Origin of the sequence: Streptomyces sp. CA-249302, assembly GCF_050936785.1 — a bacterium.
Classification (GTDB): domain Bacteria; phylum Actinomycetota; class Actinomycetes; order Streptomycetales; family Streptomycetaceae; genus Streptomyces.
On the sequence record NZ_JBNJMG010000001.1, the window covers coordinates 2,810,180 to 2,834,725 of the forward strand.

The 24,546-nt window shown below is 71.7% G+C and carries 28 protein-coding genes and 1 pseudogene; 7 read left to right on the plus strand and 22 right to left on the minus strand.

The genetic code is table 11. The annotated features are described in order from the left end of the window. The first annotated feature begins 32 nt into the window (after positions 1-32). Positions 33-1,199 (plus strand): CaiB/BaiF CoA transferase family protein, encoded by a 1,167-nt coding sequence (locus ACQEWB_RS12685; RefSeq protein WP_432843778.1) that lies wholly within the window; start codon positions 33-35, stop codon positions 1,197-1,199. After that, positions 1,196-2,026 carry an HpcH/HpaI aldolase/citrate lyase family protein gene (locus tag ACQEWB_RS12690; protein WP_432830198.1) on the plus strand — a complete coding sequence of 277 codons (831 nt, stop codon included), beginning with the start codon at positions 1,196-1,198 and terminating at the stop codon, positions 2,024-2,026. Before ACQEWB_RS12685 ends, ACQEWB_RS12690 begins: the two co-directional genes overlap by 4 nt. 11 nt (positions 2,027-2,037) lie before the next feature. Here the strand turns inward: ACQEWB_RS12690 and lgt are convergent, their stop codons facing one another. The 11 genes from lgt to hisI all read right to left on the minus strand — a co-directional run bounded on the left by lgt (position 2,038) and on the right by hisI (position 10,901). Beyond that, the gene (lgt, locus tag ACQEWB_RS12695) at positions 2,038-3,000 is read right to left on the minus strand and encodes a prolipoprotein diacylglyceryl transferase (protein WP_432830200.1); all 963 of its coding nucleotides are present in this window, start codon (positions 2,998-3,000) and stop codon (positions 2,038-2,040) included. Positions 3,001-3,092: 92 nt separating this feature from the next. Then, a complete protein-coding gene (locus ACQEWB_RS12700) occupies positions 3,093-3,869 on the minus strand; it encodes a DsbA family protein (RefSeq protein WP_432830202.1) in 777 nt (258 codons plus the stop codon). A 97-nt stretch (positions 3,870-3,966) separates the two neighbouring features. Further along, the gene (trpA, locus tag ACQEWB_RS12705) at positions 3,967-4,785 is read right to left on the minus strand and encodes a tryptophan synthase subunit alpha (protein ID WP_432830204.1); all 819 of its coding nucleotides are present in this window, start codon (positions 4,783-4,785) and stop codon (positions 3,967-3,969) included. Beyond that, positions 4,782-6,065, minus strand: coding sequence for a tryptophan synthase subunit beta (gene trpB / locus ACQEWB_RS12710; protein WP_432830206.1), 1,284 nt, complete (start codon positions 6,063-6,065; stop codon positions 4,782-4,784). The genes trpA and trpB overlap by 4 nt, the downstream gene beginning before the upstream one ends. A gap of 66 nt (positions 6,066-6,131) precedes the next feature. Then, the gene (gene trpM, locus ACQEWB_RS12715) at positions 6,132-6,338 is read right to left on the minus strand and encodes a tryptophan biosynthesis modulator TrpM (RefSeq protein WP_432830208.1); all 207 of its coding nucleotides are present in this window, start codon (positions 6,336-6,338) and stop codon (positions 6,132-6,134) included. A 21-nt stretch (positions 6,339-6,359) separates the two neighbouring features. After that, positions 6,360-7,169 carry an indole-3-glycerol phosphate synthase TrpC gene (trpC, locus tag ACQEWB_RS12720; RefSeq protein WP_432830211.1) on the minus strand — a complete coding sequence of 270 codons (810 nt, stop codon included), beginning with the start codon at positions 7,167-7,169 and terminating at the stop codon, positions 6,360-6,362. A 147-nt stretch (positions 7,170-7,316) separates the two neighbouring features. Further along, the gene (locus tag ACQEWB_RS12725) at positions 7,317-7,766 is read right to left on the minus strand and encodes a DUF2752 domain-containing protein (protein WP_432830213.1); all 450 of its coding nucleotides are present in this window, start codon (positions 7,764-7,766) and stop codon (positions 7,317-7,319) included. 90 nt (positions 7,767-7,856) lie between these two features. Next, entirely contained in the window at positions 7,857-8,111 is a 255-nt protein-coding gene (locus ACQEWB_RS12730; protein ID WP_432830215.1) for an HGxxPAAW family protein, read from the minus strand. A 195-nt stretch (positions 8,112-8,306) separates the two neighbouring features. Further along, positions 8,307-8,945, minus strand: coding sequence for a TIGR02234 family membrane protein (locus tag ACQEWB_RS12735; RefSeq protein WP_432830217.1), 639 nt, complete (start codon positions 8,943-8,945; stop codon positions 8,307-8,309). A gap of 52 nt (positions 8,946-8,997) precedes the next feature. Beyond that, on the minus strand, positions 8,998-10,485 hold the full coding sequence (locus tag ACQEWB_RS12740) for an anthranilate synthase component I (RefSeq protein ID WP_432830219.1): 1,488 nt from the start codon (positions 10,483-10,485) through the stop codon (positions 8,998-9,000). A gap of 11 nt (positions 10,486-10,496) precedes the next feature. Further along, positions 10,497-10,901 (minus strand): phosphoribosyl-AMP cyclohydrolase, encoded by a 405-nt coding sequence (gene hisI / locus ACQEWB_RS12745; protein WP_432830221.1) that lies wholly within the window; start codon positions 10,899-10,901, stop codon positions 10,497-10,499. Positions 10,902-11,008: 107 nt separating this feature from the next. On the opposite strand from hisI, the gene ACQEWB_RS12750 reads away from it, so the two are divergent. Beyond that, positions 11,009-11,644: a TIGR03085 family metal-binding protein gene (locus ACQEWB_RS12750; protein ID WP_432830223.1), complete on the plus strand. Its 636-nt coding sequence runs from the start codon at positions 11,009-11,011 to the stop codon at positions 11,642-11,644. A 30-nt stretch (positions 11,645-11,674) separates the two neighbouring features. Here the strand turns inward: ACQEWB_RS12750 and ACQEWB_RS12755 are convergent, their stop codons facing one another. The 10 genes and pseudogenes from ACQEWB_RS12755 to hisD all read right to left on the minus strand — a co-directional run bounded on the left by ACQEWB_RS12755 (position 11,675) and on the right by hisD (position 19,418). Then, positions 11,675-12,943, minus strand: coding sequence for an MFS transporter (locus ACQEWB_RS12755; RefSeq protein WP_432830225.1), 1,269 nt, complete (start codon positions 12,941-12,943; stop codon positions 11,675-11,677). 23 nt (positions 12,944-12,966) lie between these two features. Next, positions 12,967-13,554 (minus strand): ArsR/SmtB family transcription factor, encoded by a 588-nt coding sequence (locus ACQEWB_RS12760; protein WP_432830227.1) that lies wholly within the window; start codon positions 13,552-13,554, stop codon positions 12,967-12,969. A gap of 122 nt (positions 13,555-13,676) precedes the next feature. Next, positions 13,677-14,432 (minus strand): imidazole glycerol phosphate synthase subunit HisF, encoded by a 756-nt coding sequence (gene hisF, locus ACQEWB_RS12765; RefSeq protein ID WP_432830229.1) that lies wholly within the window; start codon positions 14,430-14,432, stop codon positions 13,677-13,679. A gap of 4 nt (positions 14,433-14,436) precedes the next feature. Beyond that, positions 14,437-14,823 (minus strand): annotated as a pseudogene (locus ACQEWB_RS12770) (RidA family protein); the annotation flags it as partial. Next, the gene (gene priA, locus ACQEWB_RS12775) at positions 14,820-15,545 is read right to left on the minus strand and encodes a bifunctional 1-(5-phosphoribosyl)-5-((5-phosphoribosylamino)methylideneamino)imidazole-4-carboxamide isomerase/phosphoribosylanthranilate isomerase PriA (protein ID WP_432830231.1); all 726 of its coding nucleotides are present in this window, start codon (positions 15,543-15,545) and stop codon (positions 14,820-14,822) included. The gene priA and the pseudogene ACQEWB_RS12770, both read right to left, overlap by 4 nt. A gap of 3 nt (positions 15,546-15,548) precedes the next feature. Beyond that, on the minus strand, positions 15,549-16,196 hold the full coding sequence (gene hisH / locus ACQEWB_RS12780; RefSeq protein ID WP_432830233.1) for an imidazole glycerol phosphate synthase subunit HisH: 648 nt from the start codon (positions 16,194-16,196) through the stop codon (positions 15,549-15,551). After that, a complete protein-coding gene (locus ACQEWB_RS12785) occupies positions 16,187-16,351 on the minus strand; it encodes a hypothetical protein (protein WP_432830235.1) in 165 nt (54 codons plus the stop codon). Before ACQEWB_RS12785 ends, hisH begins: the two co-directional genes overlap by 10 nt. Positions 16,352-16,354: 3 nt before the next feature. Continuing rightward, positions 16,355-16,948, minus strand: coding sequence for an imidazoleglycerol-phosphate dehydratase HisB (gene hisB, locus ACQEWB_RS12790; RefSeq protein ID WP_007381383.1), 594 nt, complete (start codon positions 16,946-16,948; stop codon positions 16,355-16,357). Further along, positions 16,945-18,060: a histidinol-phosphate transaminase gene (locus tag ACQEWB_RS12795; protein ID WP_432843780.1), complete on the minus strand. Its 1,116-nt coding sequence runs from the start codon at positions 18,058-18,060 to the stop codon at positions 16,945-16,947. The genes hisB and ACQEWB_RS12795 overlap by 4 nt, the downstream gene beginning before the upstream one ends. 14 nt (positions 18,061-18,074) lie before the next feature. Continuing rightward, positions 18,075-19,418 (minus strand): histidinol dehydrogenase, encoded by a 1,344-nt coding sequence (gene hisD / locus ACQEWB_RS12800; RefSeq protein ID WP_432830238.1) that lies wholly within the window; start codon positions 19,416-19,418, stop codon positions 18,075-18,077. Between the two features lie 164 nt (positions 19,419-19,582). On the opposite strand from hisD, the gene ACQEWB_RS12805 reads away from it, so the two are divergent. The 4 genes from ACQEWB_RS12805 to ybaK all read left to right on the plus strand — a co-directional run bounded on the left by ACQEWB_RS12805 (position 19,583) and on the right by ybaK (position 23,623). After that, on the plus strand, positions 19,583-21,160 hold the full coding sequence (locus ACQEWB_RS12805) for an oxidoreductase (RefSeq protein ID WP_432830240.1): 1,578 nt from the start codon (positions 19,583-19,585) through the stop codon (positions 21,158-21,160). A gap of 129 nt (positions 21,161-21,289) precedes the next feature. Beyond that, positions 21,290-22,348 (plus strand): hypothetical protein, encoded by a 1,059-nt coding sequence (locus ACQEWB_RS12810; RefSeq protein ID WP_432830242.1) that lies wholly within the window; start codon positions 21,290-21,292, stop codon positions 22,346-22,348. An 11-nt stretch (positions 22,349-22,359) separates the two neighbouring features. Beyond that, positions 22,360-23,100 carry an LON peptidase substrate-binding domain-containing protein gene (locus tag ACQEWB_RS12815; protein ID WP_432830244.1) on the plus strand — a complete coding sequence of 247 codons (741 nt, stop codon included), beginning with the start codon at positions 22,360-22,362 and terminating at the stop codon, positions 23,098-23,100. A 19-nt stretch (positions 23,101-23,119) separates the two neighbouring features. Then, positions 23,120-23,623 carry a Cys-tRNA(Pro) deacylase gene (gene ybaK / locus ACQEWB_RS12820; protein WP_432830246.1) on the plus strand — a complete coding sequence of 168 codons (504 nt, stop codon included), beginning with the start codon at positions 23,120-23,122 and terminating at the stop codon, positions 23,621-23,623. Between the two features lie 198 nt (positions 23,624-23,821). Here the strand turns inward: ybaK and ACQEWB_RS12825 are convergent, their stop codons facing one another. Beyond that, on the minus strand, positions 23,822-24,514 hold the full coding sequence (locus ACQEWB_RS12825) for an AAA family ATPase (protein WP_432830248.1): 693 nt from the start codon (positions 24,512-24,514) through the stop codon (positions 23,822-23,824). Between the last annotated feature and the right edge of the window lie 32 nt (positions 24,515-24,546).

The following is a 24,546-nucleotide window of genomic DNA, read 5'->3' on the forward strand; positions in this document are numbered from 1 at the left end:
CCCAGTCCCCCGGCACTCCCCCGCTCACCGGTCTGCGCGTCCTCGACCTGGCCACCCTCTTCGCCGGCCCCCTCGCCGCCACCATGCTCGGCGACTTCGGCGCGGAGGTCATCAAGGTCGAGCACCCCACGAAACCCGATCCGTCCCGCGGCCACGGTCCGGCCAAGGACGGCATCGGCCTGTGGTGGAAGCTCCTCGGCCGCAACAAGCGCACGATCACCCTCGACCTGTCCCGGCCCGGCGGCCGCGCCACCCTCCTCCAACTGGCCGCCACCGCCGACGTGTTGATCGAGAACTTCCGCCCCGGCACCCTGGAGAAGTGGGACCTCGGCTGGCCCGAGCTGTCCGCCGCCAACCCCCGCCTGGTCCTCGCCCGCGTCACCGGCTTCGGCCAGTTCGGCCCCTACTCCCGCCGTCCCGGCTTCGGCACCCTCGCCGAGGCGATGAGCGGCTTCGCCGCGATCACCGGCGAGCCGGACGCCCCGCCGACGCTCCCGCCCTTCGGCCTCGCCGACTCGATCGCCGGCCTGGCCACGGCGTACGCCGTGATGACGGCACTCGCGGCCCGCGACCGCACCGGCGAGGGTCAGGTGGTGGACATGGCGATCATCGAGCCGATCCTGACCGTGCTCGGCCCCCAGCCGACCTGGTACGACCAACTCGGTTACGTCCAGCGGCGCACCGGCAACCGCTCCGCCAACAACGCCCCGCGCGGCACCTACCTCACCGCCGACGGCAAGTGGGTCGCCGTCTCCACCTCCGCCCAGTCGATCGCGGAGCGTGTGATGCACCTGGTCGGCCGCCCGGAGCTGATCGACGAACCCTGGTTCGCGACCGGCGTCGACCGGGCCGCGCACGCCGACGTCCTCGACGAGGCGGTCGGCACCTGGATCGCCGCCCGCACCCGCACCGAGGTCCTCGCGGCCTTCGAGAAGGCGGAGGCGGCGGTGGCACCGATCCAGGACGTACGGGACGTCCTTGCGGACCCGCAGTACCAGGCCCTCGACACGATCACGACCCTCGACGACCCCGACCTCGGCCCCCTCCGCATGCAGAACGTCCTGTTCCGCCTCTCCGCGACCCCCGGCGCGATCCGCTGGACGGGCCGCCCGCACGGCGCGGACACGGACACCGTCCTCACCGAACTGGGCCTGACGGAGGCCGAGTTGACGTCCCTGCGCGAGGAGGGCGCCGTATGACCACCACACCCCTGACCTGGTTGTACGCCCCCGGGGACCGCCCGCATGTGGTGGCCAAGGCGCTGGCCGCGGGCGCGGACGTCGTGATCGTCGACCTGGAGGACGCGGTCGCACCCGAGCGCAAGGACTACGCCCGCGAGGCGACTGCCGAGCTCCTCTCGGAGCGCCCGCCGATCCCGGTGCACGTCCGCGTGAACGCCCTGGACGGCCCCTTGGCAGCGAAGGACCTCAAGTCGGTGGCCGCCCTCCCGGGCCTCGCCGGCCTGCGCCTGCCGAAGGTGACGTCCCCGGCCCAGATCACCCGCATCGCGGAGGGGACGGCCCCCGCGGCCGGCGGCGCGCCCGCCCTGTTCGCCCTCCTGGAGTCCGCCCTCGGCATCGAACACGCCTACGCGATCGCCACCGCCCACCCGTCCCTGCACGGCATCTCGCTGGGAGAGACGGATCTACGGGCCGACCTGGGCGTACGCGAGGACGCGGGCCTGGACTGGTCGCGCTCCCGGGTGATCGTCGCCGCGCGGGCGGCCGCCCTGCCGCCACCACCGCAGTCGGTCCACCCCGACATCCGCGACCTGGAGGGCCTCGCCGCTTCCTGCGCCCACGGCCGCGCCCTGGGCTTCCTGGGCCGGGCCGCGATCCACCCCCGCCAACTGCCCGTCATCGAGCGGGCCTACCTCCCCACGGACCGCGAGATCGAGGAGGCGGAAACCGTCGTGAAGGCGGCAACCACGGAACACGGCGCCCAGGCCCTGCCGGACGGAACCTTCATCGACGCGGCGGTGGTGACAGCGGCGCAACGCACGCTGTCACTCGCCAACCGCCGCTGAGGATCGAACCGTCAGCCCTTCTTGGCCGATTCGGCCTCGTCCTTGTCCTTGGCCTCGGCCGGTTCGTCGGCGTCGTCCTTCACGGCGTCCTCAGCGGACTCCGCTTCCTTCACCTCGGTGTCGGCCTCGCCGTCGGCCTCGGTCCCACCGTCGGAGACATCCGGCTCGACCACGGTCTCGCGTCCCGGCCGCTTCTTCGCCGACACCACGATGTACGTGACCGCGAGCAGGAACACGACCAACGCGGTCCAGTCGTTCAGCCGCAGCCCCAGGATGTGGTGCGCGTCGTCGACCCGCATGTACTCGATCCACGCCCGGCCCACGCAGTACGCCGCGACATACAGCGCGAACGCTCGGCCGTGCCCCAGCTTGAAGCGCCGGTCGGCCCAGATCACGAGCAGCGCGACGCCGATGCACCACAGGGACTCGTAGAGGAAGGTCGGGTGGTAGTAACCCGGCACCCGGCCGTCCGCGGACGAGGTGATGTGCAGCGCCCAGGGGACCTTGGTCTCCTTGCCGTACAGCTCCTGGTTGAACCAGTTGCCCCAGCGCCCGATCGCCTGTGCGAAGGCGATGCCGGGGGCGATGGCGTCGGCGTAGGCGGGCAGCGGGATGCCCCGGCGTCGGCAGCCGATCCACGCGCCGACCGCGCCCAGCGCGATCGCGCCCCAGATACCGAGGCCGCCCTGCCACACCTTGAAGGCGTCGACCCAGTCACGGCCCGCGCTGAAGTACAGCTCGTAGTCCGTGATCACGTGGTAGAGCCGGCCGCCGACGAGGCCGAACGGCACCGCCCAGACAGCGATGTCGGCCACCGTGCCGGCCCGTCCGCCGCGGGCGATCCACCGGCGGTTGCCGAGCCAGACCGCGACGAAGACGCCGATGATGATGCAGAACGCATAGCCGCGCAGCGGAATGGGGCCGAGGTACCACACCCCGTGCGACGGACTGGGAATATAGGCAAGTTCTTCCATGGCAGGGTCGACGCTACCGTGCCGAGCCGGGCCGACGGCAAGCAGCCCGGCTACGGGTCCATAACGGGCCGGTGAGAATGGCCCCGCGCCCCTTACCCCTTGTCGGCCTGCTGCACCAGCTGCTTCAGCTTCGCCGGGGTCATCGTCTGGTCCGCGTAGATGTTCTTGCCGTTGAACAGCACGGTCGGTGTGCCGCTGAAACCGCCCGCCTTGAAGGCCGCGTTCGACTTGTCGACCCAGCTGTCGTGGTTGCCCTTGTTGACACAGGTGCGGAACGTGGCCGTGTCCAGCCCGCTCACCTTGCCCGCCAGCTCGATCAGCTTGCTGTTGCTGCCGAAGGCGTCGTCGGTCTCCTTCGGCTGGTTCTCGTACAGCACGTCGTGGTAGTCGCGGAACTTTCCGGCGTCCTGGGCGCAGGCCGCCGCGTTCCCCGCGCGCAGCGAGCCGGTGCCGCCGAGATTGCCGTCGATCAGTCTGACCAGGTGGTATTCGACTCTGAGCTGCCCGGAGTCGGTCAGCTCGTGGAGCGTCGAGCGGTATGTCGTCTCGAAGGCCTGGCAGGCCGGGCAGCGGAAGTCCTCCCAGACGGTGAGCGTCGACTTGGCGCTGTCCTTGCCCACCGGGATCGCCAGGCTGTCCTTGCCCTGCGCCCCGGACGGTGCCACGACCGGGCCCGCGCTCTTGCTGCCCTTGTCCTTGCCGGCGTTGGCGGCGACCACGCCGATCACGGCCGCGAGGCCCAGGACGCAGACGACGCTCGCGCCGACGATCAGCGTCCGCCGCCGCTTCTCCGCGGACTTCTGCTTCTCACGCTCGACCGCCAGCCGCTCGCGGGCGGTGCGCTTTCCATCACGATTCTTCTCGCTCACACCCCCAGAACGAACCGGGGAGGCGCAGTGCGCCTCCCCGGTCCCAGGTCCACCCGTTCGAGTGACCGAATGTTCCGCGGTGTCCGAAGACGAGGGATTACGCCTGTCCGCGCACGCCCTTCGCCAGCTCGCCCGCGAGCTCGCGGACCGCCTCGACGCCGGCCTTGTCGTCCGGCGCGTCCAGCATCCGCTTCACGAAGGCCGAGCCGACGATCACGCCGTCGGCGAACCCGGCGACCTCGGCGGCCTGGACCGCGTCGGAGACGCCGAGCCCGACGCAGACGGGCAGGCCGGTGCCGGTCGCGCGGGTGCGCTCGACCAGGTCCTGGGCCTGTGCGCCCACCGACTCACGGGTGCCGGTGACGCCCATGAGCGAGGCGGCGTACACGAAACCGCTGCCCGCCGCGGTGATCTGCGCGAGCCGCTCGTCCTTGCTGCTGGGCGCGACGACGAAGACCGTGGCGAGCCCGTGCTTCTCGGCGTGCTCCCTCCACAGTCCCGCCTCCTGCACCGGCAGGTCGGGCAGGATGCAGCCCGCGCCACCGGCCTCGGCGAGCTCGGCGGTGAACCGCTCGACGCCGTAGCGGTCGATGGGGTTCCAGTACGTCATGACCAGGACCGGCTTGCCGGAGGCCTGGTGGGCCTCCCTGACCGTGCGCATGACGTGCGCGATCTTGACGCCGCCGCGCAGGGCGATGTCGTCGGCGGTCTGGATGACCGGGCCGTCGAGGACCGGGTCGCTGTGCGGCAGGCCCACCTCGACGACGTCCGCGCCGCCGTCGAACACGGCCTTGATCGCCTCGATGCCGCCGTCCACGGTCGGGAACCCGGCCGGGAGGTAGGCGATGAGCGCGGCCCGGCCCTCGGCCTTCGCACCGGCGAGGGTGTCGGACAGCAGCTGAATGTTCCCGCTCACTTGGCGTCCCCCTCGATCTCGGCAGTGTCGGCGGCATTGGCCGCGACCTCGGCGTCGGTGTCGTACAGCCCGAAGTACCGGGCCGCGGTGTCCATGTCCTTGTCGCCGCGGCCGGACAGGTTGACGACGATCAGGCCGTCCTTGCCCAGCTCCTTGCCGACCTCCAGGGCACCGGCCAGCGCGTGCGCGCTCTCGATGGCCGGGATGATGCCCTCGGTGCGCGAGAGCAGGCGCAGGGCCTGCATCGCCGCGTCGTCGGTGACCGCGCGGTACTCGCCGCGGCCGGAGTCCTTGAGGTACGAGTGCTCCGGGCCGATGCCCGGGTAGTCCAGACCGGCCGAGATGGAGTACGGCTCGGTGATCTGGCCCTCCTCGTCCTGGAGGACGTAGGAACGGGAGCCGTGCAGGATGCCGGGCTCGCCCGCGGTGAGCGTGGCCGCGTGCTCTCCGGTCTCGACACCGTGGCCGGCCGGCTCGCAGCCGATGAGGCGTACGCCGGCGTCCGGGATGAAGGCGTGGAAGAGACCGATCGCGTTGGAGCCGCCACCGACACAGGCGACGGCGGCGTCGGGCAGGCGGCCGGCCTGCTCCAGGAGCTGGCGCCGGGCCTCCACGCCGATCACGCGGTGGAAGTCGCGGACCATGGCCGGGAAGGGGTGCGGGCCGGCGACCGTACCGAAGAGGTAGTGGGTGTGGTCGACGTTGGCGACCCAGTCGCGGAAGGCTTCGTTGATGGCGTCCTTGAGCGTACGGCTGCCGGACTTCACGGCGATGACCTCGGCGCCGAGCATGCGCATCCGGGCCACGTTGAGGGCCTGGCGCCTGGTGTCGATCTCACCCATGTAGATCGTGCACTCGAGGCCGAACAGCGCGCAGGCGGTGGCCGTCGCCACGCCGTGCTGGCCGGCGCCGGTCTCGGCGATGACGCGGGTCTTGCCCATGCGCTTGGTGAGCAGGGCCTGGCCGAGCACGTTGTTGATCTTGTGGGAGCCGGTGTGGTTGAGGTCTTCCCGCTTCAGGAAGATCCGTGCGCCACCGGCGTGTTCGGCGAACCTCGGCACCTCGGTGAGGGAGCTGGGGCGGCCGGTGTAGTGGACCAGCAGGTCGTCGAGCTCGCGGGCGAACTCGGGGTCGTGCTTGGCCTTGTCGTACTCGACGGCGACCTCGTCCACGGCGGCGACGAGGGCCTCCGGGATGAACTTGCCGCCGAAGTTGCCGAAGTAGCCTTCGGCTGACGGGACTTGGCCGTCGGGGTCGGGAATGAAGAACTCGCTGGGCATGGCTGAACCTCACGGTGAGTTTGGGAAATACCTAATCGCCGTGGGGGCGGGGCTTGTCGTACGACCTCAGGCCATGCGTGGCTGGTCGCGCAGTTCCCCGCGCCCCTGAGGGGCGCGCTGCCATCGACGGCCGTTTACCTGCCCAGGTTCGTCACCGATGACGTACCGCACCCGGCGGCCGTGTACCCGGCGGGCGGGCGCGCGGCAACCCCGAGGGCGGCAGCCGCGCGCGAGGCGGGCGTACCGGTCCAGGGTTGTCGCAGTGAGAGTCATCGGAGGCAGCCTAGCGGGTGATCAGCCGCGCCCGTGCCGCAGAGCCGGATGCTCGCCCGCTGCCACCAGGTCGGAGACCGCCGACCTGGGGTCGCGGCCCGTCACCAGGGACTCGCCGACCAGGACCGCGTCGGCGCCCGCGTTGGCGTAGGCGATGAGGTCGTGGGGGCCACGGACGCCGGACTCGGCGACCTTGACCAGGTCGTCGGGGATCTCGGGGGCGACGCGCTCGAAGGTGGAGCGGTCGACCTCGAGGGTCTTGAGGTTGCGGGCGTTGACGCCGATGACCTTGGCGCCCGCGTCCACCGCGCGCTCGACCTCGTCCTCGTCGTGCACCTCGACGAGCGGGGTGAGGCCGATGGAGACGGCGCGCTCGATGAGGGACTCCAGGGCGGGCTGCTCCAGGGCGGCGACGATCAGCAGCGCGAGGTCGGCGCCGTATGCCCGGGCCTCCCACAGCTGGTACGAGGTGACGATGAAGTCCTTGCGCAGCACCGGGATGTCCACCCGGGCGCGGACGGCCTCCAGGTCGGCCAGCGAGCCGCCGAAGCGGCGCTGTTCGGTGAGGACGGAGATGACGGCCGCGCCGCCCGCCTCGTAGTCCGCGGCGAGGCCCGCCGGGTCGGCGATCGCGGCCAGCGCGCCCTTGGAGGGGCTGGAGCGCTTGACCTCGCAGATGACCTTGACGCCGTCGCCCTTCAGCGCGGCGAAACCGTCCTTGGCCGCGGGAGCCTTCGCCGCGCGCTCCTTGAGCTCGTCGAGGCTGACGCGCGCCTGCCGCTCCGCGAGGTCGGCACGGACTCCGTCGATGATCTCGTCGAGCACACTCACGCGAGCGGCCCCCTTCCAGACGGTTGACTTTTTGAAGCGTTTGACCGACGGGAGAAAACCAGTGGTCATATCGATGGTATCCGGAGGAAGGCGTAGCCCTCGCATCCGGTTGACGCCGGTCCCACTACCTGGACATTCGTCATTTGATCAAGGATGCAGCCAGCCACCGAACGGCAGGTTCCGGACAACCGTGAAGACCAGCAGCAATGTGCCCAGCGCCCACAGGTGCGCCGACCCTAGCCGGAACCCGAGGGACCGTCCGCGGGCCGCACGGACCACCCATACGGTCCACAGCACGGCGAAGAGCGGATAGCCGATCGCGGCCAGGGCGTTGTCGTGGAGCGCCCCCAGGAAGTCCCCGTGGATGAACTCGTGCGCGCTGCGCAGTCCGCCGCAGCCGGGGCAGTAGAGGCCGGTGAAGCGGTAGAGGGGGCAGACGGGGTAGTGGCCGGGCTGGTTCGGGTCCACGGTCCCCACGTACGCGAAGGCCCCGGCGACGGCCGCCATGATGCTGGCGGGGACGGCGAGCCGCGCCGCCACGGTGGGTTCGGCGCGGGACGGCGTGACGGGCTGGCTCTGGGCGTTCACGTCTCGCATTCTCCCCCCGTACGGCCGCCACGCACGCGTGAGGGGCGGCCCGGTTTCCAGGACCGCCCCTCACGTCGTACGCGGAGAAGCCGTGGGCGCTCAGCCCTTGGCGTGCGCCGACTGGCTCTCGGCGAGCGCCGCCTGGAAGCTGTCGTGCGCGTCCTTCGGCTGCCCCATGCCCATCGCGCTCATGACCCAGCCGACGACACCGCCGATGGCCACGACCACCATGCCGGCCCAGAAGCCCGCGGGCTGGGCCATCACCATGAAGGCACCGGAAACGCAGAAACCGATGAAGGCGATAGTGACACCGGTCCAGGCGGCCGGGGTGTGACCGTGGCTGCTGCCCGCCATGACTTGCTCCTCATTGCTGATTACGTGTCTGAGCCGGACGCTCGACGACATTGTCCCGCACGCTCGCGCGTTCGTTGTCCGGGGGTCGCCCCTCGCGCGTCGACGCCGGATGAGCCGGCCGGCCCAAGGGGCGCGGGGAACTGCGCGACCAGCCACAGACGGCCCGCACCATGAAGTCGGCCTCCCCGCGGAGCGCTACGCGCTGGTCGGGTCCTCTCCCCGGTCAATGGCCTTCCAGATCTCCTCGGGCCGGTCAGGATCGACAACGGCCCGCCGCCGCGGCCGGACGGCCCCGTCCCGCTCGTACCGCCCGGACATCGCAGGCCAGGACCGCCCGTACCGCAGGGCCAGCAACCCGGCGAGCAGCAGCAGCGCACCGCCCACGGCAGCCACATACGGCCAGGCGGTATGGCTCAGCGCAGCAACCGTCGCCGACGTGTCACCCGCAGCCTGCGCGGCCTTGTCATCCAGCGCGGAACTGTCGGACACGCCCAGCAGCGCCGCGGCGATCGTGCCGCCGCCGCACAGCGCGAGCAGCCCCGCGACCAGCAGACGGCCCGCCTTGCGGACGGCGAAGACGGCGACCAGCGCGGCGAGGCCCACTATGGCGAGGGCCGCGGGGACCCCCGTCACGTCGCTGCCCTTGGCGGTCAGCGAGAACGGGGCCCCGGCCACCGTCGCCGTGCCCTCCGACCAGCGCTGCCGGGTGGACAGCAGCACCACGGCGGCGCCGAGCGCACCGGCCAGCAGGGCCACGGCAAGACTGAGGCGGCCGGCCCGGGCGGGTCCGGCGGCTTCGGAACGGGGGTGAGGAACAGCAGTCACGTACTCCACTATCGCCCGAACCCCGGGCGAACGGTCACCCGGGGTTCACGTGACACTCGCCCTACTTGCCCAGCCGGTTGGCCGTGTGGACCGCGCGGAGCACCGCCGCCGCCTTGTTACGGCACTCCTGGTCCTCGGCGACCGGGTCGGAGTCGGCGACGATGCCGGCGCCCGCCTGGACGTACGCCGTGCCGTCCCGGAGCAGGGCCGTACGGATGGCGATCGCCGTGTCGGAGTCGCCCGCGAAGTCGAGGTAGCCGACGCAGCCGCCGTACAACCCCCTTCTGGACGGCTCGAGTTCGTCGATGATCTGCATCGCGCGCGGCTTGGGCGCGCCGGAGAGCGTGCCGGCCGGGAAGCAGGCCGTGAGGACGTCGAAGGCGGTGCGGCCCTCGGCGACCTTGCCGGTGACGGTCGAGACGATGTGCATCACGTGCGAGTACCGCTCGACGGACATGAAGTCGACGACCTCGACCGAGCCGGGCTCGCAGACCCGCCCCAGGTCGTTGCGCCCGAGGTCGACCAGCATCAGGTGCTCGGCGCGCTCCTTGGGGTCGGCGAGCAGCTCGTCGGCGAGCGCCTGGTCCTCCTGCGGGGTCGCCCCGCGCCAGCGGGTGCCGGCGATGGGGTGGACCATGGCCTGCCCGTCCTCGACCTTGACCAGGGCCTCCGGGCTGGATCCCACGACGTCGAAGCCGTCGAAGCGGAAGAGGTACATGTACGGGGAGGGGTTGGTGGCCCTGAGGACCCGGTACACGTCCAATGCGCTCGCCGTGCACGGTGTTTCGAAGCGCTGGGAGGGGACGACCTGGAAGGCCTCGCCGGCCCGGATGCGCTCCTTGATGTCCTCGACGGCCTCCTGGAAGTCGGGGCCGCCCCAGAGCGCGGTGTACTCGGGGAGCTCGGAGGGCGGGAGGACGGCGGGCGGCTGGGCGACGGCACGGGAGAGGTCCGCCTCCATCGCGTCGAGCCGCGCGACGGCGTCCGCGTGGGCCTCGTCGACGCCCGTGTCGAGGTCGTTGTGGTTGATCGCGTTGGCGATCAGCAGGACCGAGCCCTCCCAGTGGTCCATCACGGCGAGATCGCTGGTCAGGAGCATGGTCAGCTCGGGGAGCTTGAGGTCGTCCCGCTCGCCGGGGCCGATCTTCTCCAGGCGGCGCACGATGTCGTAGCCGAGATAGCCGACCATGCCGCCGGTGAAGGGTGGCAGGCCCTCCTGGTGGGGCGTGTGCAGGGCCTCGATGGTGGCGCGCAGGGCGGCGAGCGGGTCGCCGTCGACGGGGACTCCGACCGGCGGGGCGCCGAGCCAGTGGGCCTGGCCGTCGCGGGCGGTGAGGGTGGCGGAGCTGCGGACGCCCACGAAGGAGTAGCGGGACCATTGAAACGCTGTGCGGCCGTTCTCCGCGGACTCCAGCAGGAAGGTGCCGGGGCGCTCGGCGGCGAGCTTGCGGTAGAGCGCGACGGGCGTGTCGCCGTCGGCGAGGAGCTTGCGCGTGACCGGGATGACACGCCGGTCGGTGGCGAGCTTGCGGAAGGTCTCGAGGTCCATGGCGGCAGACCTTACTGATCCGAGGCGAGGGCGCCGGAACCGGCGCCGTCCTTGAGGAGCACGTCCACGTCGAAGCAGGTGCGCGCGCCGGTGTGGCAGGCGGCGCCGACCTGGTCGACCTTGACCAGCACGGTGTCGGCGTCGCAGTCGAGCGCGACCGACTTCACCCACTGGAAGTGACCGGAGGTGCCGCCCTTCACCCAGTACTCCTGCCGGCTGCGCGACCAGTAGGTGCAGCGGCCGGTGGTCAGTGTCCGGTGCAGCGCCTCGTCGTCCATCCAGCCGAGCATGAGCACCTCACCGGTGTCGTACTGCTGGGCGATGGCGGGGACGAGCCCGTCGGCGCTGCGCTTCAGACGCGCGGCGATCTCGGGGTCGAGGCTGCTGGGCCGGGGCGTACCGGTCGTGCTGGTCATGGGTGCCATTGTGCCGCGCGCCACTGACAGTGACGGTCCTGTGTCCAGTGGGCGGACCCGGGGAGTGTCCACTGGGCCTGTCCCCAGGGTGGTCGTAGGCTGACTGCATGTCGACTTTCGCCAAGCGTGAACGACTTCTGCTGGCCGATCTGTTGGAGGCCGAGGGCCCGGACGCCCCGACCCTCTGCGAGGGCTGGCGGACCCGTGACCTCGCCGCGCACGTGGTGGTGCGCGAGCGCCGCCCCGATGCCGCCGGCGGCATCCTGATCAAGCAGCTCGCGCCGCGCCTCGAACGGGTGATGGCGGAGTTCGCCGCGAAGCCGTACGAGGAGCTGATCCAGCTCCTCCGTACCGGCCCGCCGCGGTTCTCGCCGTTCCAGCTCAAGCAGGTCGACGAGATGTCCAACACCGTCGAGTTCTACGTCCACACGGAGGACGTCCGCCGGGCGCAGCCGGACTGGGCGCCGCGCGAGCTCGACCAGGTCTTCCAGGACGCCCTGTGGTCCCGCCTGGAGCGCTCCGCGCGCCTGATGGGCCGCAGCGCCCCGACCGGCCTGGTGCTGCGCCGCCCCGACGGCCAGACGGCGGTCGCGCACCGTGGCACGCCCGTGGTGACGGTGACCGGCGAACCGTCCGAGCTGCTGCTCTTCTCGTACGGCCGCCAGAGCTCCGCCGACGTGGAGCTGGACGGCGACAAGGACGCGGTCGCCAAGCTGCACGAGGCCAAGCAGCTGGGCATCTGAGAGGCGACGGGCGGGCGGCGGGGGCCGAGGTCAGCGGGGCAGTTCCGCGCGGCGCAGGTCGCGCACGCTCAGCGCGACCACGCCGCCCAGCCCGCACACGACGGCGCTGGTCACGAAGACGGGACCGGTGCCCCAGGTCCCGATGGCGGCCGCCGACACCGGCATGCTCAACGGCGCGATCCCGAGGCTGACCAGGCCGGCGACGGCGGTGACGCGGCCCAGGTACGCCGGGTCGGCCTGGGTCTGCAGCAGCGCGCCGCACATGGCGCCGCTGAGCCCGGCGAGCAGGCCGACGAGCAGGGCCGTGCCGACGGCCGTGACGAGCGTCGGGGCGAAGGCCAGGCCGCCGATGGCGACGGACCCGGCGAGGATCGTGCACGCCGCCACCAGCCCGGCACGCGGCAGCCGCCCCCGCACGGTCAGCAGCAGCGACGCCACCCCCGCGCCGACGCCGAACCCGGCCAGCACGGCCCCCATCCCCGAGGCACCCCAGCCACGCTGGTCGGCCAGCAGCGTCAGCCCGACGTTGAGCGGCCCGACGAAGCCCAGATCCCCCAGGGCTATGGCGAACATCAGGGGCGCGAGCACGCGGTGCCGGCGGATGTAACGCAGGCCGCTGACGAGGTCGTGCCAAGCGGACTCGCCGCGGTCCACCGCGGCACCGTCACCGACAACCGCGTCGTCCCCCGGCAGCTCCCGCACCCGCACAGACACCAGCAGCGGCACCGACACCGCGATCAGCACCCCCGCCAGCCCGAACGCCGTCGCCGCGCCGCCCAGGGCCACGCCGAGGCCGCCCAGCGGGGCCCCCACGACGCTTGCGAAGCGGATCGCGAGGCCCCGCATGCCCTGTACGCGCGCGAGCTGGTCGCGGGTCGTCACGCGCGCGGGGAGCGCGCCCACCGCCGGCATGAACACGGCGTCGACGGTGCCGAAGACCAGGGCGAGCAGCGCAAGCGCCCACAGGCCGGGGCCGGCGAGGAGGAGCAGAGCCGCCACCGCGAAGACGGCCACGCAGCGCGCGGTGTCGCTGCCGATGACGACGCGCCGCGGCCCGAGCCGGTCGGCGACGACTCCCCCGCCCAGCATCAGCAGCGCCCGCGGCACCGCGCTGACCGACATGACCAGCCCGGCCTGCGCGGGCGTACCCGCCTGTACGGCGGCCCAGGAGAGGGCGATGTAGTAGACGCTGTCGCCGACCATGGACGAGGTGTAGGCGGCGAGCCAGCGCAGCACATTGCCGTCGCGGTGGGCGGGCACCCCGGCTCCCTCGGTCGACGGGACGGATATCGCGGACATGACGGTCACGGCGGCGGCCTCTCTCAGACTCGGAACGGGAATCCGTACAGGTGCAGTGCCACGTGCTCGCGGCCCCCGGTCTCGCCGGCGGCCTCACGCGCGCGTCCCTGCTCGTCGTACCTCTTGAGCACGTCGAGCAGTTCCTTCTTCAACTCGGCCAGTTCGCCCGCCGTAAGGCGCAGCAGCGACTCCGAGTCGTGCGCGGCCCCGTTCCACTCCGCACCCCAGTGGGCCCGTTCGTCGAGGTAGGTGCGGTACATCTCGGAGCGCTGGTCCTGGAAGAGCCGGGACGCCGCCAGGTGGGCGGCCACCTTCTCCGGCGCGTCCTGGAAGTCCTCGTCCCGGACGCTGACTCCCTCCGAGGCGGGTTGCCACCAGCGCTCCCGGGCGTCGGCGCTGCGCGGCTCGGCCTCCTCCACCAGGCCGTGCTCGGCAAGCTTGCGCAGGTGGTAGCTGACCAGGGACACGGCCTCGTCCACCTGCTCGGCGAGCTGCGAGGCGGTCGCGGCCTCGGCCACGAACAGCAGCCGGTAGAGCTTCATGCGCAGCGGATGAGCGAGCGCCTTGAGCGTGCCCACATCGGTGATGCGACGGTTCTCCTTGCTTGCCATGCCCTCACCCTAGATACGAAAGAAAAGTTGCACAACATATTTTGCGCAACTTCTCTTTTGTATTCGCTCAGCAGTAAGCCCCGGCCACCAGGTGGCCGGGGCTTACAACATCACCAAGGACGTCACCGCACCGGATGCCCCGCATCCTTCAGCGCCCGCTTCACTTCCCCGATCCGCAGATCCCCGAAGTGGAACACCGACGCCGCCAGCACCGCGTCCGCGCCCGCCTCGACGGCCGGCGGGAAGTCGGCCAGTTTCCCGGCGCCACCGGAGGCGATGACCGGGACCGTCACGTGCTTGCGGACCGCGGCGATCATCTCCAGGTCGTAACCGTCCTTCGTGCCGTCCGCGTCCATGGAGTTGAGCAGGATCTCGCCCGCGCCCAGCTCCGCGGCCCGGTGCGCCCACTCGACCGCGTCGATGCCGGTGCCACGGCGGCCGCCGTGGGTCGTCACCTCGAAGGAGCCCGACTCGGTGCGCCGCGCGTCCACGGACAGGACCAGCACCTGACGGCCGAAGCGCTCGGCGATCTCCTTGATCAGCTCCGGGCGGGCGATGGCCGCGGTGTTCACGCCCACCTTGTCCGCGCCGGCCCGCAGCAGCTTGTCCACGTCCTCGGCCGCCCGCACACCGCCACCGACCGTCAGCGGGATGAACACCTGCTCGGCGGTGCGGCGCACCACGTCGTACGTGGTCTCGCGGTTGCCCGACGAGGCGGTGATGTCCAGGAAGGTCAGCTCGTCGGCGCCCTCGGCGTCGTACACCTTGGCCATCTCGACGGGGTCGCCCGCGTCGCGCAGGTTCTGGAAGTTGACGCCCTTGACGACCCGGCCGTTGTCCACGTCCAGGCAGGGGATGACGCGTACCGCCAGGCTCATGCGGCCCCCCTCGGAACGCCTCCACCTCGACCTCGACGACCAGACTGGGGTCCACGAAACCGGACACGATGATCATCGACGCGGCGGGCCGGACGGAGTCGAACAACTCCTTGTGGGCGCGCCCGACTTCCTCGACGTCCCGGGCGTGCGTGATGTACATGCGCGTACGCACGACGTCGTCCCGGCCGAGCCCGAGCTGCCCGAGCGCCGCCAGCGCGACGTTGAAGGCGTTGACCGCCTGCTCGTACGGCCCGCCCCCGGCGATCTCGCCGTCCACTATCGAGGTGCAGCCGGAGACCAGGACCAGGCCGTTCGGCAGCTCCACCGCGCGGGAGTAGCCGAAGGCGTCCTCCCAGGGCGCACCCGTGGTCACCCGTCGTACATCGCTCACTTGGCTACCGCCTCCAAGGCCTCTTCCAGCGTGAACGCCTTCGCGTACAGGGCCTTCCCGACGATGGAGCCCTCGACACCGAGGGGTACCAGCTCGGCGATGGCGCGCAGGTCGTCCAGGGACGACACGCCGCCGGAGGCCACGACCGGGCGGTCCGTCGCCGCGCACACGTTGCGCAGCAGCTCCAGGTTGGGGCCCTGGAGGGTGCCGTCCTTGGCGATGTCGGTGACGACGTAGCGGGCGCAGCCCTCCTTGTTGAGGCGCTCCAGCGTCTCGTAGAGGTCGCCGCCGTCGCGGGTCCAGCCGCGGCCGCGGAGCGTGGTGCCCCGTACGTCCAGGCCCACCGCGATCTTGTCGCCGTGCTCGGCGATGACCTTGGCGACCCACTCCGGGGTCTCCAGGGCGGCCGTGCCGAGGTTCACCCGGGTGCAGCCGGTGGCGAGGGCGGCGGCGAGGGTGTCGTCGTCGCGGATGCCGCCGGACAGCTCCACCTTGATGTCCATCGCCTTGGCGACCTCGGCGATCAGCGCGCGGTTGTCGCCGGTGCCGAACGCGGCGTCCAGGTCGACCAGGTGCAGCCACTCGGCGCCGGAGCGCTGCCAGGCGAGGGCGGCCTCCAGCGGGGAGCCGTAGGAGGTCTCGGTCCCGGACTCGCCGTGCACGAGGCGGACCGCCTGGCCGTCACGGACGTCGACGGCGGGGAGGAGTTCGAGCTTGGCCATGGTCTACAGGGTTCCGATCCAGTTGGTGAGCAGCTGCGCTCCGGCGTCGCCGGACTTCTCGGGGTGGAACTGGGTGGCCCACAGGGCGCCGTTCTCGACGGCGGCCACGAAGGGCTTGCCGTGCGTCGACCAGGTCACCCTGGGGGCGCGCATGGAGGGGTTGTGCACCTCCAGCGTCCAGTCGTGTACGGCGTAGGAGTGCACGAAGTAGAAGCGCGCGTCCGCGTCCAGGCCGGCGAACAGCTCGGAGTCGGCCGGTGCCTCGACGGTGTTCCAGCCCATGTGGGGCACGATCTCGGCCTGGAGCGGCTCGACCGAGCCGGGCCACTCGTCGAGGCCCTCGGTCTCCACGCCGTGCTCGATGCCGCGCGCGAACAGGATCTGCATGCCGACGCAGATGCCCATGACGGGACGCCCGCCGGACAGCCGCCGGTCGACGATCCAGTCGCCGCGCGCCTCCTTCAGACCCTGCATACAGGCGGCGAAGGCGCCGACGCCCGGCACCAGCAGCCCGTCGGCGTTCATGGCCTTGTCGAAGTCACGCGTTATCTCGACCTCGGCGCCGGTGCGGGCGAGGGCGCGCTCGGCGGACCGCACGTTCCCGAAGCCGTAGTCGAAGACCACGACCTTCTTGGGTGCGCTCAACTCCACACCTCCAGCCTCAGGACACCGGCGGCCAGACAGAACGCGGCGCTGATGGAGAGCAGCACGATCAGGCTCTTCGGCATCCCCTGCTTGACGAAGGAGATGATGCCGCCGACGAGGAAGAGGCCGACGACGATCAGGACGGTGGACAGCCCGTTCATGGCTTACAGCGCACCCTTCGTGGAGGGAAGGATGCCGGCCGCACGCGGGTCGCGCTCGCTCGCGTACCGCAGGGCCCTCGCCAGCGCCTTGAACTGGCACTCCACGATGTGGTGGGCGTTTCGACCGTACGGCACGTGCACGTGCAGCGCGATCTGGGCCTGGGCGACGAAGGACTCCAGGATGTGCCGGGTCATCGTCGTGTCGTACTCGCCGATCATCGGCGCCATGTTCTCGGGCTCGGTGTGCACGAGGTAGGGGCGGCCGGACAGGTCGACGGTGACCTGGGCGAGGGACTCGTCCAGCGGGACCGTGCAGTTCCCGAAGCGGTAGATCCCCACCTTGTCGCCGAGCGCCTGCTTGAAGGCGGCGCCGAGCGCGAGGGCGGTGTCCTCGATGGTGTGGTGCGAGTCGATGTGCAGGTCGCCCTCGGTCTTCACGGTCAGGTCGAACAGACCGTGCCGGCCGAGCTGGTCGAGCATGTGGTCGTAGAAGCCGACACCGGTCGACACCTCGACCTTGCCGCTGCCGTCGAGATCGATCTCGACGAGCACCGACGTCTCCTTGGTGACTCGTTCCACGCGTCCTACGCGGCTCATGCGCTCTGCTCCTTCTTCAGTTCACGTACCGCGTCGAGGAACGCGTCGTTCTCCGCCGGGGTTCCCGCGCTGACGCGCAGCCACCCGGGAATGCCGTTGTCCCGGACCAGCACGCCCTGGTCGAGGATCCGCTGCCAGGCGGCGTGCGAGCCACCCTCGTCCTCGAACCGCCCGAACTGCACGAAGTTCGCGTCGGACTCGACCACTTCGTAGCCGATCGCGCGCAGCTCGCTCACCAGCCGGTCCCGCTCGCCCTTCAGCTGCTCGACGTACTTCAGCAGCGTGTCGGTGTGCTCCAGCGCGGCCAGCGCGGTCGCCTGGGTGATCGCCGACAGGTGGTACGGCAGCCGTACGAGCTGGACGGCGTCGACGACGGCCGGGTGCGCGGCGAGGTAGCCGAGGCGCAGGCCGGCCGCCCCGAACGCCTTGGACATGGTCCGGGAGACGACGAGATTCGGCCGACCCTCGATCAGCGGCAGCAGCGAGTCGCCGTGGCTGAACTCGATGTACGCCTCGTCGACCACGACCATCGACGGCTTCGCCGCCTGCGCGGCCTCGTACAGCGCGAGGACCGTCTCGCGCGGCACCGCGTTGCCCGTGGGGTTGTTGGGGGTGGTGATGAAGACGACGTCCGGCCGGTGCTCGGCGATCGCCCGCTCGGCGGCGGCCAGGTCGATCGTGAAGTCCTCGTTGCGCGGACCGGAGATCCAACCGGTGCCGGTGCCGCGCGAGATGAGCGCGTGCATCGAGTACGACGGCTCGAAGCCGATGGCCGTACGGCCGGGTCCGCCGAAGGTCTGGAGCAGCTGCTGGATGACCTCGTTGGAGCCGTTGGCGGCCCAGACGTTGGCCAGGCCGACCTGGTGGCCGGAGGTGTCGCTGAGGTACTTGGCGAGCTGGGTGCGCAGCTCGACCGCGTCCCGGTCCGGGTAGCGGTTGAGGTCGCGGGCGGCCTCGCGGACGCGCTCGGCGATGCGCTCGACCAGCGGCTCGGGCAGCCGATAGGGGTTCTCGTTGGTGTTCAGCCGTACGGGGACGTCCAACTGGGGCGCGCCATAAGGGGACTTGCCGCGCAGTTCGTCCCGGACGGGGAGCTCGTCCCAAGGGGACATGGAGGTGTTGTCGGTCACTTGCTCTGGGGAACCTTCCATCCGAACCTCGCCTTGACCGCCGCGCCGTGCGCGGGCAGGTCCTCCGCCTCCGCCAGCGTGACCACGTGATGCGCGACCTCGGCCAGCGCGTCCTTCGTGTAGTCGACGATGTGGATGCCGCGCAGGAAGGACTGGACGGACAGGCCGGAGGAGTGGCAGGCGCAACCGCCGGTGGGAAGCACGTGGTTGGACCCGGCCGCGTAGTCGCCGAGCGAGACCGGCGCCCAGGGACCGATGAAGATCGCGCCGGCGTTGCGGACCCGGTCGGCCACGGCGGCCGCGTCGGCCGTCTGGATCTCCAGGTGCTCGGCGCCGTACGCGTCGACGACCCTCAGGCCCTCGTCGACGCCGTCGACCAGGACGATCGCGGACTGGCGGCCCTTCAGGGCGGGCACGATCCGGTCCTCGACGTGCTTGGTGGCCGCGACCTGCGGCTCCAGCTCCTTCTCGACCGCGTCCGCGAGTTCGACGGAGTCGGTGACCAGGACCGCGGCGGCCAGCGGGTCGTGCTCGGCCTGGCTGATCAGGTCGGACGCCACGTGCACCGGATCGGCGGAGGAGTCGGCGAGGATCGCGATCTCGGTCGGGCCGGCCTCGGCGTCGATGCCGATCTTGCCGGTGAAGTAGCGCTTGGCGGCGGCGACCCAGATGTTGCCGGGGCCGGTGACCATGTTGGCGGGCGGGCAGGACTCGGTGCCGTGCGCGAACATCGCGACGGCGGTGGCGCCGCCGGCCGCGTACACCTCGTCGACGCCGAGCAGCGCGCACGCCGCGAGGATCGTCGGGTGCGGCAGCCCGCCGGCTGGATCATTTTCAAAAGCGGGGGCCTGCGCCGGGGAGGCGAGGGCGATCGACGGGACGCCGGCCTCCTGGGCCGGGACGACGTTCATGACCACGGAGGACGGGTACACCGACCGCCCGCCGGGCGCGTACAGCCCCACCCGCTCCACCGGCACCCACTTCTCGGTGACGGAACCGCCGGGCACGACCTGTGTGGTGTGGGTGGTACGGCGCTGCTCGCGGTGGACGAGACGGGCTCGCCGGATGGACTCCTCCAGGGCCGCGCGCACGGCCGGGTCGAGCTCTTCCAGGGCCTTCGTGAGCGCCTCGGCAGGCACTCGCACCTGCTCAAGGCGGACCCCGTCGAACTTCTCCGCGAAGTCGATCAGCGCCGCGTCGCCCCGATGATGCACGGCCTCGCAGATCGGACGCACCTTCTCCAGGGCGGCCTGAACGTCGAAGTCGGCTCGGGGCAGCAGGTCGCGCAGGGCGGGCCCTTCGGGGAGGGCGTCGCCGCGCAGATCGATTCGGGAGATCACGCCGTCAATTCTCTCAGACCGGGATCCGGCGTCGTCCGCGCGTATCAATGGCTGATACAGAACTCACCCGGAACCCGGAAGATCGCCTTCACGTCTAGCGTTCGGGGCGTCACACAGCGGGCATGAACGGTTGTGCGAACACGGGACTGGAGGAGTGAGGAGCAGTGACCGAGGGGGCCGGGCTCCGCGCCGGAGACCTGCCGGACGATCTGACCGCCGCCGAGGCCGGCATGTGGCAGGCCTTCCGCAACGGCAGCGTGTACGACCTGAGCAGCGGTGACACCACCGTCGACGATCCGCACGGCGGGCACCCGTGGGGCCCCGAACGGACCGTGCGGGCGCGGATCGTGTGCTGGCTGCTGCTCGACGGCCCGCCCGCGCTGGCCGGCCGGGTGTCGTCGCTGAAGCTCCGCGGGGTGCAGATCAGCGGCACGATGGACCTCGCGGGTGGCACCGTCACGCCGTACGTCGAGCTGCGCGGCTGCCGCTTCGAGCGGGAGGTGCTGCTGCCGGAGGCCCGGTTCACGACCATGCGCATGGTGGACTGCTCGGTGCCCCGCCTGGAGGCCGCCCGGGTGCACACCGAGGGCGATCTGCACCTCCCCCGCTGCCGGTTCCACAACGGGGTACGGCTCACCGACGCGCACATCGGCACGGATCTGCTGCTCAACCAGGCGATCGTCTACCGCGACCGCAGCGGCCGCTCGATCGCCGCCGACGGCATGACCGTGGGCCAGGACCTCCAGGCCGAGCTCCTGGAGTCGCACGGCGAGCTGAGCCTGCGCAGCGCGAAGGTCGGCGTCTCGCTGAGCCTGCGCGGTGCCCGGCTCGCCAACCCGTACGGCCGCCTCGCGCTGAACGCGCCCCAGCTGACCGTCGGACGCACGCTGTACCTGACTCCGGCCGGCGTCGGCGCCTCGATGCGCAGCGGCGCGACGCCCGCGCGCGGGACGCGGATCCAGCGCTTCGAGTGCCAGGGCGGGGTGCGGCTGGACGACGGGCGGTTCGAGGACGCGGTCGACCTGGAGCGGGCCCGGTTCACCTTCACCGACGACCAGGAGCTGTCCCTGCGCCGCGTCCAGACCCCCGAGCTGCGCTTCCTGGGCGAGCGGCCGCAGCGCGGCACGGTGGTGCTGTCCGGCGCCCGGGTGGTCAACCTGGTCGACCGGACGAGCGCCTGGCCGGGACCGGGCAACCTGCACATGGGCGGTTTCCAGTACGAGAACCTCGTACCGCAGGGGCCCTTCCCGCTGGAGGAGCGGCTGGGCTGGGTGTCCGCGGCGACCGCCGAGTACAACCCGGAGCCGTACGAACGCCTGGCCGCCGTGCTGCGGGAGGGCGGCGAGGACGAGGACGCGCGCGAGGTGCTGCTGGCCAAGCAGCGCAGGCGCCGGCAGAGCCTGCCGCTGGCCGCCAAGTGCTGGGGGTACGTGCAGGACTGGACGGTGGCCTACGGATACCGGCCGGGGCGGGCCGCGGTGTGGATGGCGGTGCTGTGGGCGGCGAGTTCGCTGGCCTTCGCGCACGCGAGCCATCCGCCGGTGCAGCCCGGTGGGCATCCGCCGTGGAACCCGGCGCTGTTCGCCCTGGACCTGCTGCTGCCGGTCATCGACCTGGGCCAGGTCGGGGTCTGGCGGCTGAGCGGGGGCTGGCAGTGGCTGGCCGCGGCGCTGATCCTGCTGGGCTGGATCCTGGCGACGACGGTGGCCGCGGGGGCGACGCGACTGCTGCGCCGTAACTGATCATCACCGAACGTACACAGTTCATACAGTCGTTGAACATGTGACCTTTACAGGTCCTTGACCGGCCTCCATACAACTTTCCATGAGTTGTCCCTTCCGACTGGCGCTCGGCTGACCTGCGGTCTTTCAATGGTCGACACCATGGCTCTGCTGCCCCCCTTCAGCCGCGCCGCCCGGACCCCCCGGACCACGCCGCGCCAGGCCGACTCCCCCGCCGTCGGCCCCTCCGGGCTGCCCGCCGACGACGAGGTGCTGCTCGACGCGCCCGACGAACTGCTCGCCCCGGTGCTGGTCGCGGCCGCGCGCGGCGACCACCGGCCGGCGGCCGAACTGCTCCTCGGCACACGCGCGCGCGGCGACTGGGAGCTGCGGGACCGGTACACCAGACGGCTCGCCGCCTTCGCCGGCTCGCGCGCCGAGTGGCTTGAGCTGTGGACGGCCGCCGCGCCCCGCGACCCGGACGTGCTGGTGCTCGGCGCCCAGCTCGCCGTGGACCGCGCCTGGGGCTCCCCGGCCCGCACCGAGCTGCTGCGCGAGGTGAGCCCCCTCATCACGGCCGCGGCCCGCACCGACGACCGCGACCCGGTGCCGTGGCGGATCGCGCTGGACCACGCGCGCGGGGCACGCGCCGGCCACAAGTACTTCGGCGAGCTGTGGGAGGCGGCCCTGCGCCGCGCCCCGCACCACTACGGCTGCCATGTCGCCGCCCTGCGCTATCTCGCCGCCTCCTGGCACGGCTCGCACCCGGAGTGCTTCGACTTCGCCGACCGGGCCGCCCAGGACGCCCCGCCCGACTCCCTGGTCCAGGCGCTGCCGGCGCGGGCGGCCCTGGCGTATCTGACCGACGGCTGCGGCGCCGACGTACCGCTGGAGCGGCTGGACGCGGCGGCCGACCGGGCCATCGGGCTCTCGGCGCGCTTCCCGGCGGCGGATCCGTGGGCGGCGGAGCTGCGTAACAAACTGATGTACGTCCTCGTACGCCTGGAGCGTTTTCCGGAGGCGCTCGACCAGCTGCGGCTGATCGGTCCGTACGCCACGTCGTTCCCCTGGGACCATCTGTCGGACGATCCGCTGGCCCTTTTCCTGCGCACGCGGGCCGAGATCCTGGCCCGTGTCGCGGACCCCGCGGGCGCGGCCGGGAATCCACGGAGTGAGCGCGGCGGTCGCGTCCGCTCCGGCGACCATTAGGCTCTTGCGCCGTGACCACCGTCCGTCTACCGCTCTTCCCCCTGAACTCGGTGCTGTTCCCGGGGCTGGTGCTTCCGCTGAACGTCTTCGAAGAGCGCTATCGCGCCATGATGCGCGAGTTGCTCAAGACCCCCGAGGAGGAACCGCGCCGGTTCGCCGTCGTGGCGATCCGCGACGGCCACGAGGTGGCCCCGAGCGCCCCCGGCATGCCCGATCCGACCGCGCTGCCCGACCGGGGCCCCGCCGCGGGCTTCGGCACCGACCCCGCGAAGTCCTTCCACGGCGTGGGCTGTGTGGCCGACGCGGCGACGATCCGGGAACGGGAGGACGGCACCTTCGAGGTGCTGGCGACCGGGACGACCCGGATGCGCCTGGTGTCGGTCGACACGTCGGGGGCCTTCCTGACGGCCGAACTGGAGGAGCTCCCGGAGGAGCCCGGCGACGAGGCCGGCGCGCTGGCCGAGGGCGTCCTGCGCGCCTTCCGGCAGTACCAGAAGCGCCTGGCGGGGGCACGGGAGAGGTCCCTGTCGACGGGCGCCGACCTGCCCGACGAACCCTCGGTCGTCTCCTACCTGGTGGCCGCGGCGATGATGCTCGACACCCCCACCAAGCAGCGCCTGCTCCAGGCCCCGGACACCGCGTCCCGGCTGCGCGACGAACTGAAACTCCTGCGCGCCGAGACGGCGATCATCCGTAGCCTGCCGTCACTGCCGGCGTCGGACCTGACGCGCGGCCGGACGAGCCTCAACTGACGGGACCGCGAAGGCCGGTATGGCGAAGAAGCCGAAGAAACAGCAGCAGTCGGGCGGCACACCGGCGACGGTGGCGCTGACCTCCGCGGGAGTGGCGTACACCGTCCACTCCTACGACCACGACCCTTCCCACCCGTCCTACGGCGAGGAGGCGGCCGAGGCGATGGGCGTGTCTCCGGACCGCGTCTTCAAGACGCTGGTGGCGGACGTCGACGGCAGCCTGACGGTGGCCGTCGTCCCGGTGGCGGGCTCCCTGGACCTCAAGGCGCTGGCGACCGCGGTCGGCGGCAAGCGCGCCGCGATGGCCGACCCGGCGCTGGCCGAGCGCACCACGGGCTACGTCCGGGGCGGCATCTCCCCGCTGGGCCAGCGCAAGAAGCTGCCCACGGTCCTGGACGCCTCGGCCTCCGCGCATGCCACCATCTGCGTCTCGGCGGGCCGCCGGGGCCTGGAGGTCGAACTCGCCCCCGAGGACCTGGCGAAGCTCACGGAAGCCGTCGTGGCACCCGTCGGGCGGGCGTGACCGGGCGCCCTTGGCGCGCCTGCCCCGACGCCTTTGGCCTGCCCTGCCCCGGCACCTTTGGCCTGCGTGCCCCCTCGACGACCGGTGATCCCTCGGCTAAGTACGAGGGACATGTCGAAGAAAACGCGGAAACGCAAGTGGCGCATCAAGAAGGGCCGCTCCAACCACGGCCACCGTCCGGCGTAGCCCGAACAGGCTTCAGGACAGCGGGGCCCCGTACGGATCCTTCTGCGCGGGGCCCTGCTCGTACGGCTCCGGGTCACGCGGCCCGAACAGCGCCGTCAGCCCGAGGTGGACCAGCAGCGCGGCCAGCGACCAGGCCAGCAGCGCGCCCTTCGCGCCCAGCTTCAGCGGCGCCGAGAAGGTGACGCCCTTGCCCACCTGCTTGGCGTGGGCGATCACGTCCTGCGCGGGCCCGAGCCAGATGCCGAGCCGCCAGGCCAGCAGCGACCCGAGCAGCCCGCCGACGCCGAGCGCCACCACCAGCGGCACTCCCCCGCGCCTGCGCCAGAAGAAGACGGCCAGCGCGCTCACGGCACCGAGGGCCAGCGCCAGCAGCGTGAACGTTCCGTCCACGCCGATCGCCTGCTCGCCCTCGCTGTCCGAGAGATAGACGACCCAGCTCTTGTCGACCACGTCCCCGACGAGCGGTACGTGCGGCGCCAGCCACCACCACAGCAGCCCGAGCAGCACCCCGCCGAGCGCCACCGCCACCGTGACCACGGCGGCCTCGCGCACTTCGGTCTTCATTCCGGGCCCGTCCTGTCCGTACGTGCCGTCCCACACCGCGTCATGGGGCGCGGGAGCCGCGTACCCGGCGGCCGGGGGCTGCCACGCGTCGTTCGGGGACTGTTCGTGCGGCGGCGGAGGCGGAGTCAACGGTGCGGTCACCCTGACATCGTGCCAGGCGCGTCTGTGCGGCG

What these genes read in the sequence shown, in the direction of transcription:
- lgt (WP_432830200.1), bottom strand. Translation starts at nt 3,000, where the DNA reads ATGGAAGAACTTGCCTATATTCCCAGTCCGTCGCACGGGGTGTGGTAC.
- trpB (WP_432830206.1), bottom strand. Translation starts at nt 6,065, where the DNA reads ATGCCCAGCGAGTTCTTCATTCCCGACCCCGACGGCCAAGTCCCGTCA.
- ACQEWB_RS12755 (WP_432830225.1), bottom strand. Translation starts at nt 12,943, where the DNA reads ATGTCCGCGATATCCGTCCCGTCGACCGAGGGAGCCGGGGTGCCCGCC.
- hisI (WP_432830221.1), bottom strand. Translation starts at nt 10,901, where the DNA reads ATGACCAGCACGACCGGTACGCCCCGGCCCAGCAGCCTCGACCCCGAG.
- ACQEWB_RS12785 (WP_432830235.1), bottom strand. Translation starts at nt 16,351, where the DNA reads ATGAACGGGCTGTCCACCGTCCTGATCGTCGTCGGCCTCTTCCTCGTC.
- trpM (WP_432830208.1), bottom strand. Translation starts at nt 6,338, where the DNA reads ATGACTCTCACTGCGACAACCCTGGACCGGTACGCCCGCCTCGCGCGC.
- hisF (WP_432830229.1), bottom strand. Translation starts at nt 14,432, where the DNA reads ATGAGCCTGGCGGTACGCGTCATCCCCTGCCTGGACGTGGACAACGGC.
- ACQEWB_RS12725 (WP_432830213.1), bottom strand. Translation starts at nt 7,766, where the DNA reads ATGCGAGACGTGAACGCCCAGAGCCAGCCCGTCACGCCGTCCCGCGCC.
- ACQEWB_RS12740 (WP_432830219.1), bottom strand. Translation starts at nt 10,485, where the DNA reads ATGGACCTCGAGACCTTCCGCAAGCTCGCCACCGACCGGCGTGTCATC.
- ACQEWB_RS12760 (WP_432830227.1), bottom strand. Translation starts at nt 13,554, where the DNA reads ATGGCAAGCAAGGAGAACCGTCGCATCACCGATGTGGGCACGCTCAAG.
- ACQEWB_RS12810 (WP_432830242.1), top strand. Translation starts at nt 21,290, where the DNA reads ATGGTCGACACCATGGCTCTGCTGCCCCCCTTCAGCCGCGCCGCCCGG.
- hisB (WP_007381383.1), bottom strand. Translation starts at nt 16,948, where the DNA reads ATGAGCCGCGTAGGACGCGTGGAACGAGTCACCAAGGAGACGTCGGTG.
- ACQEWB_RS12730 (WP_432830215.1), bottom strand. Translation starts at nt 8,111, where the DNA reads ATGGCGGGCAGCAGCCACGGTCACACCCCGGCCGCCTGGACCGGTGTC.
- ybaK (WP_432830246.1), top strand. Translation starts at nt 23,120, where the DNA reads ATGGCGAAGAAGCCGAAGAAACAGCAGCAGTCGGGCGGCACACCGGCG.
- ACQEWB_RS12795 (WP_432843780.1), bottom strand. Translation starts at nt 18,060, where the DNA reads ATGTCCCCTTGGGACGAGCTCCCCGTCCGGGACGAACTGCGCGGCAAG.
- ACQEWB_RS12750 (WP_432830223.1), top strand. Translation starts at nt 11,009, where the DNA reads ATGTCGACTTTCGCCAAGCGTGAACGACTTCTGCTGGCCGATCTGTTG.
- ACQEWB_RS12690 (WP_432830198.1), top strand. Translation starts at nt 1,196, where the DNA reads ATGACCACCACACCCCTGACCTGGTTGTACGCCCCCGGGGACCGCCCG.
- priA (WP_432830231.1), bottom strand. Translation starts at nt 15,545, where the DNA reads ATGGCCAAGCTCGAACTCCTCCCCGCCGTCGACGTCCGTGACGGCCAG.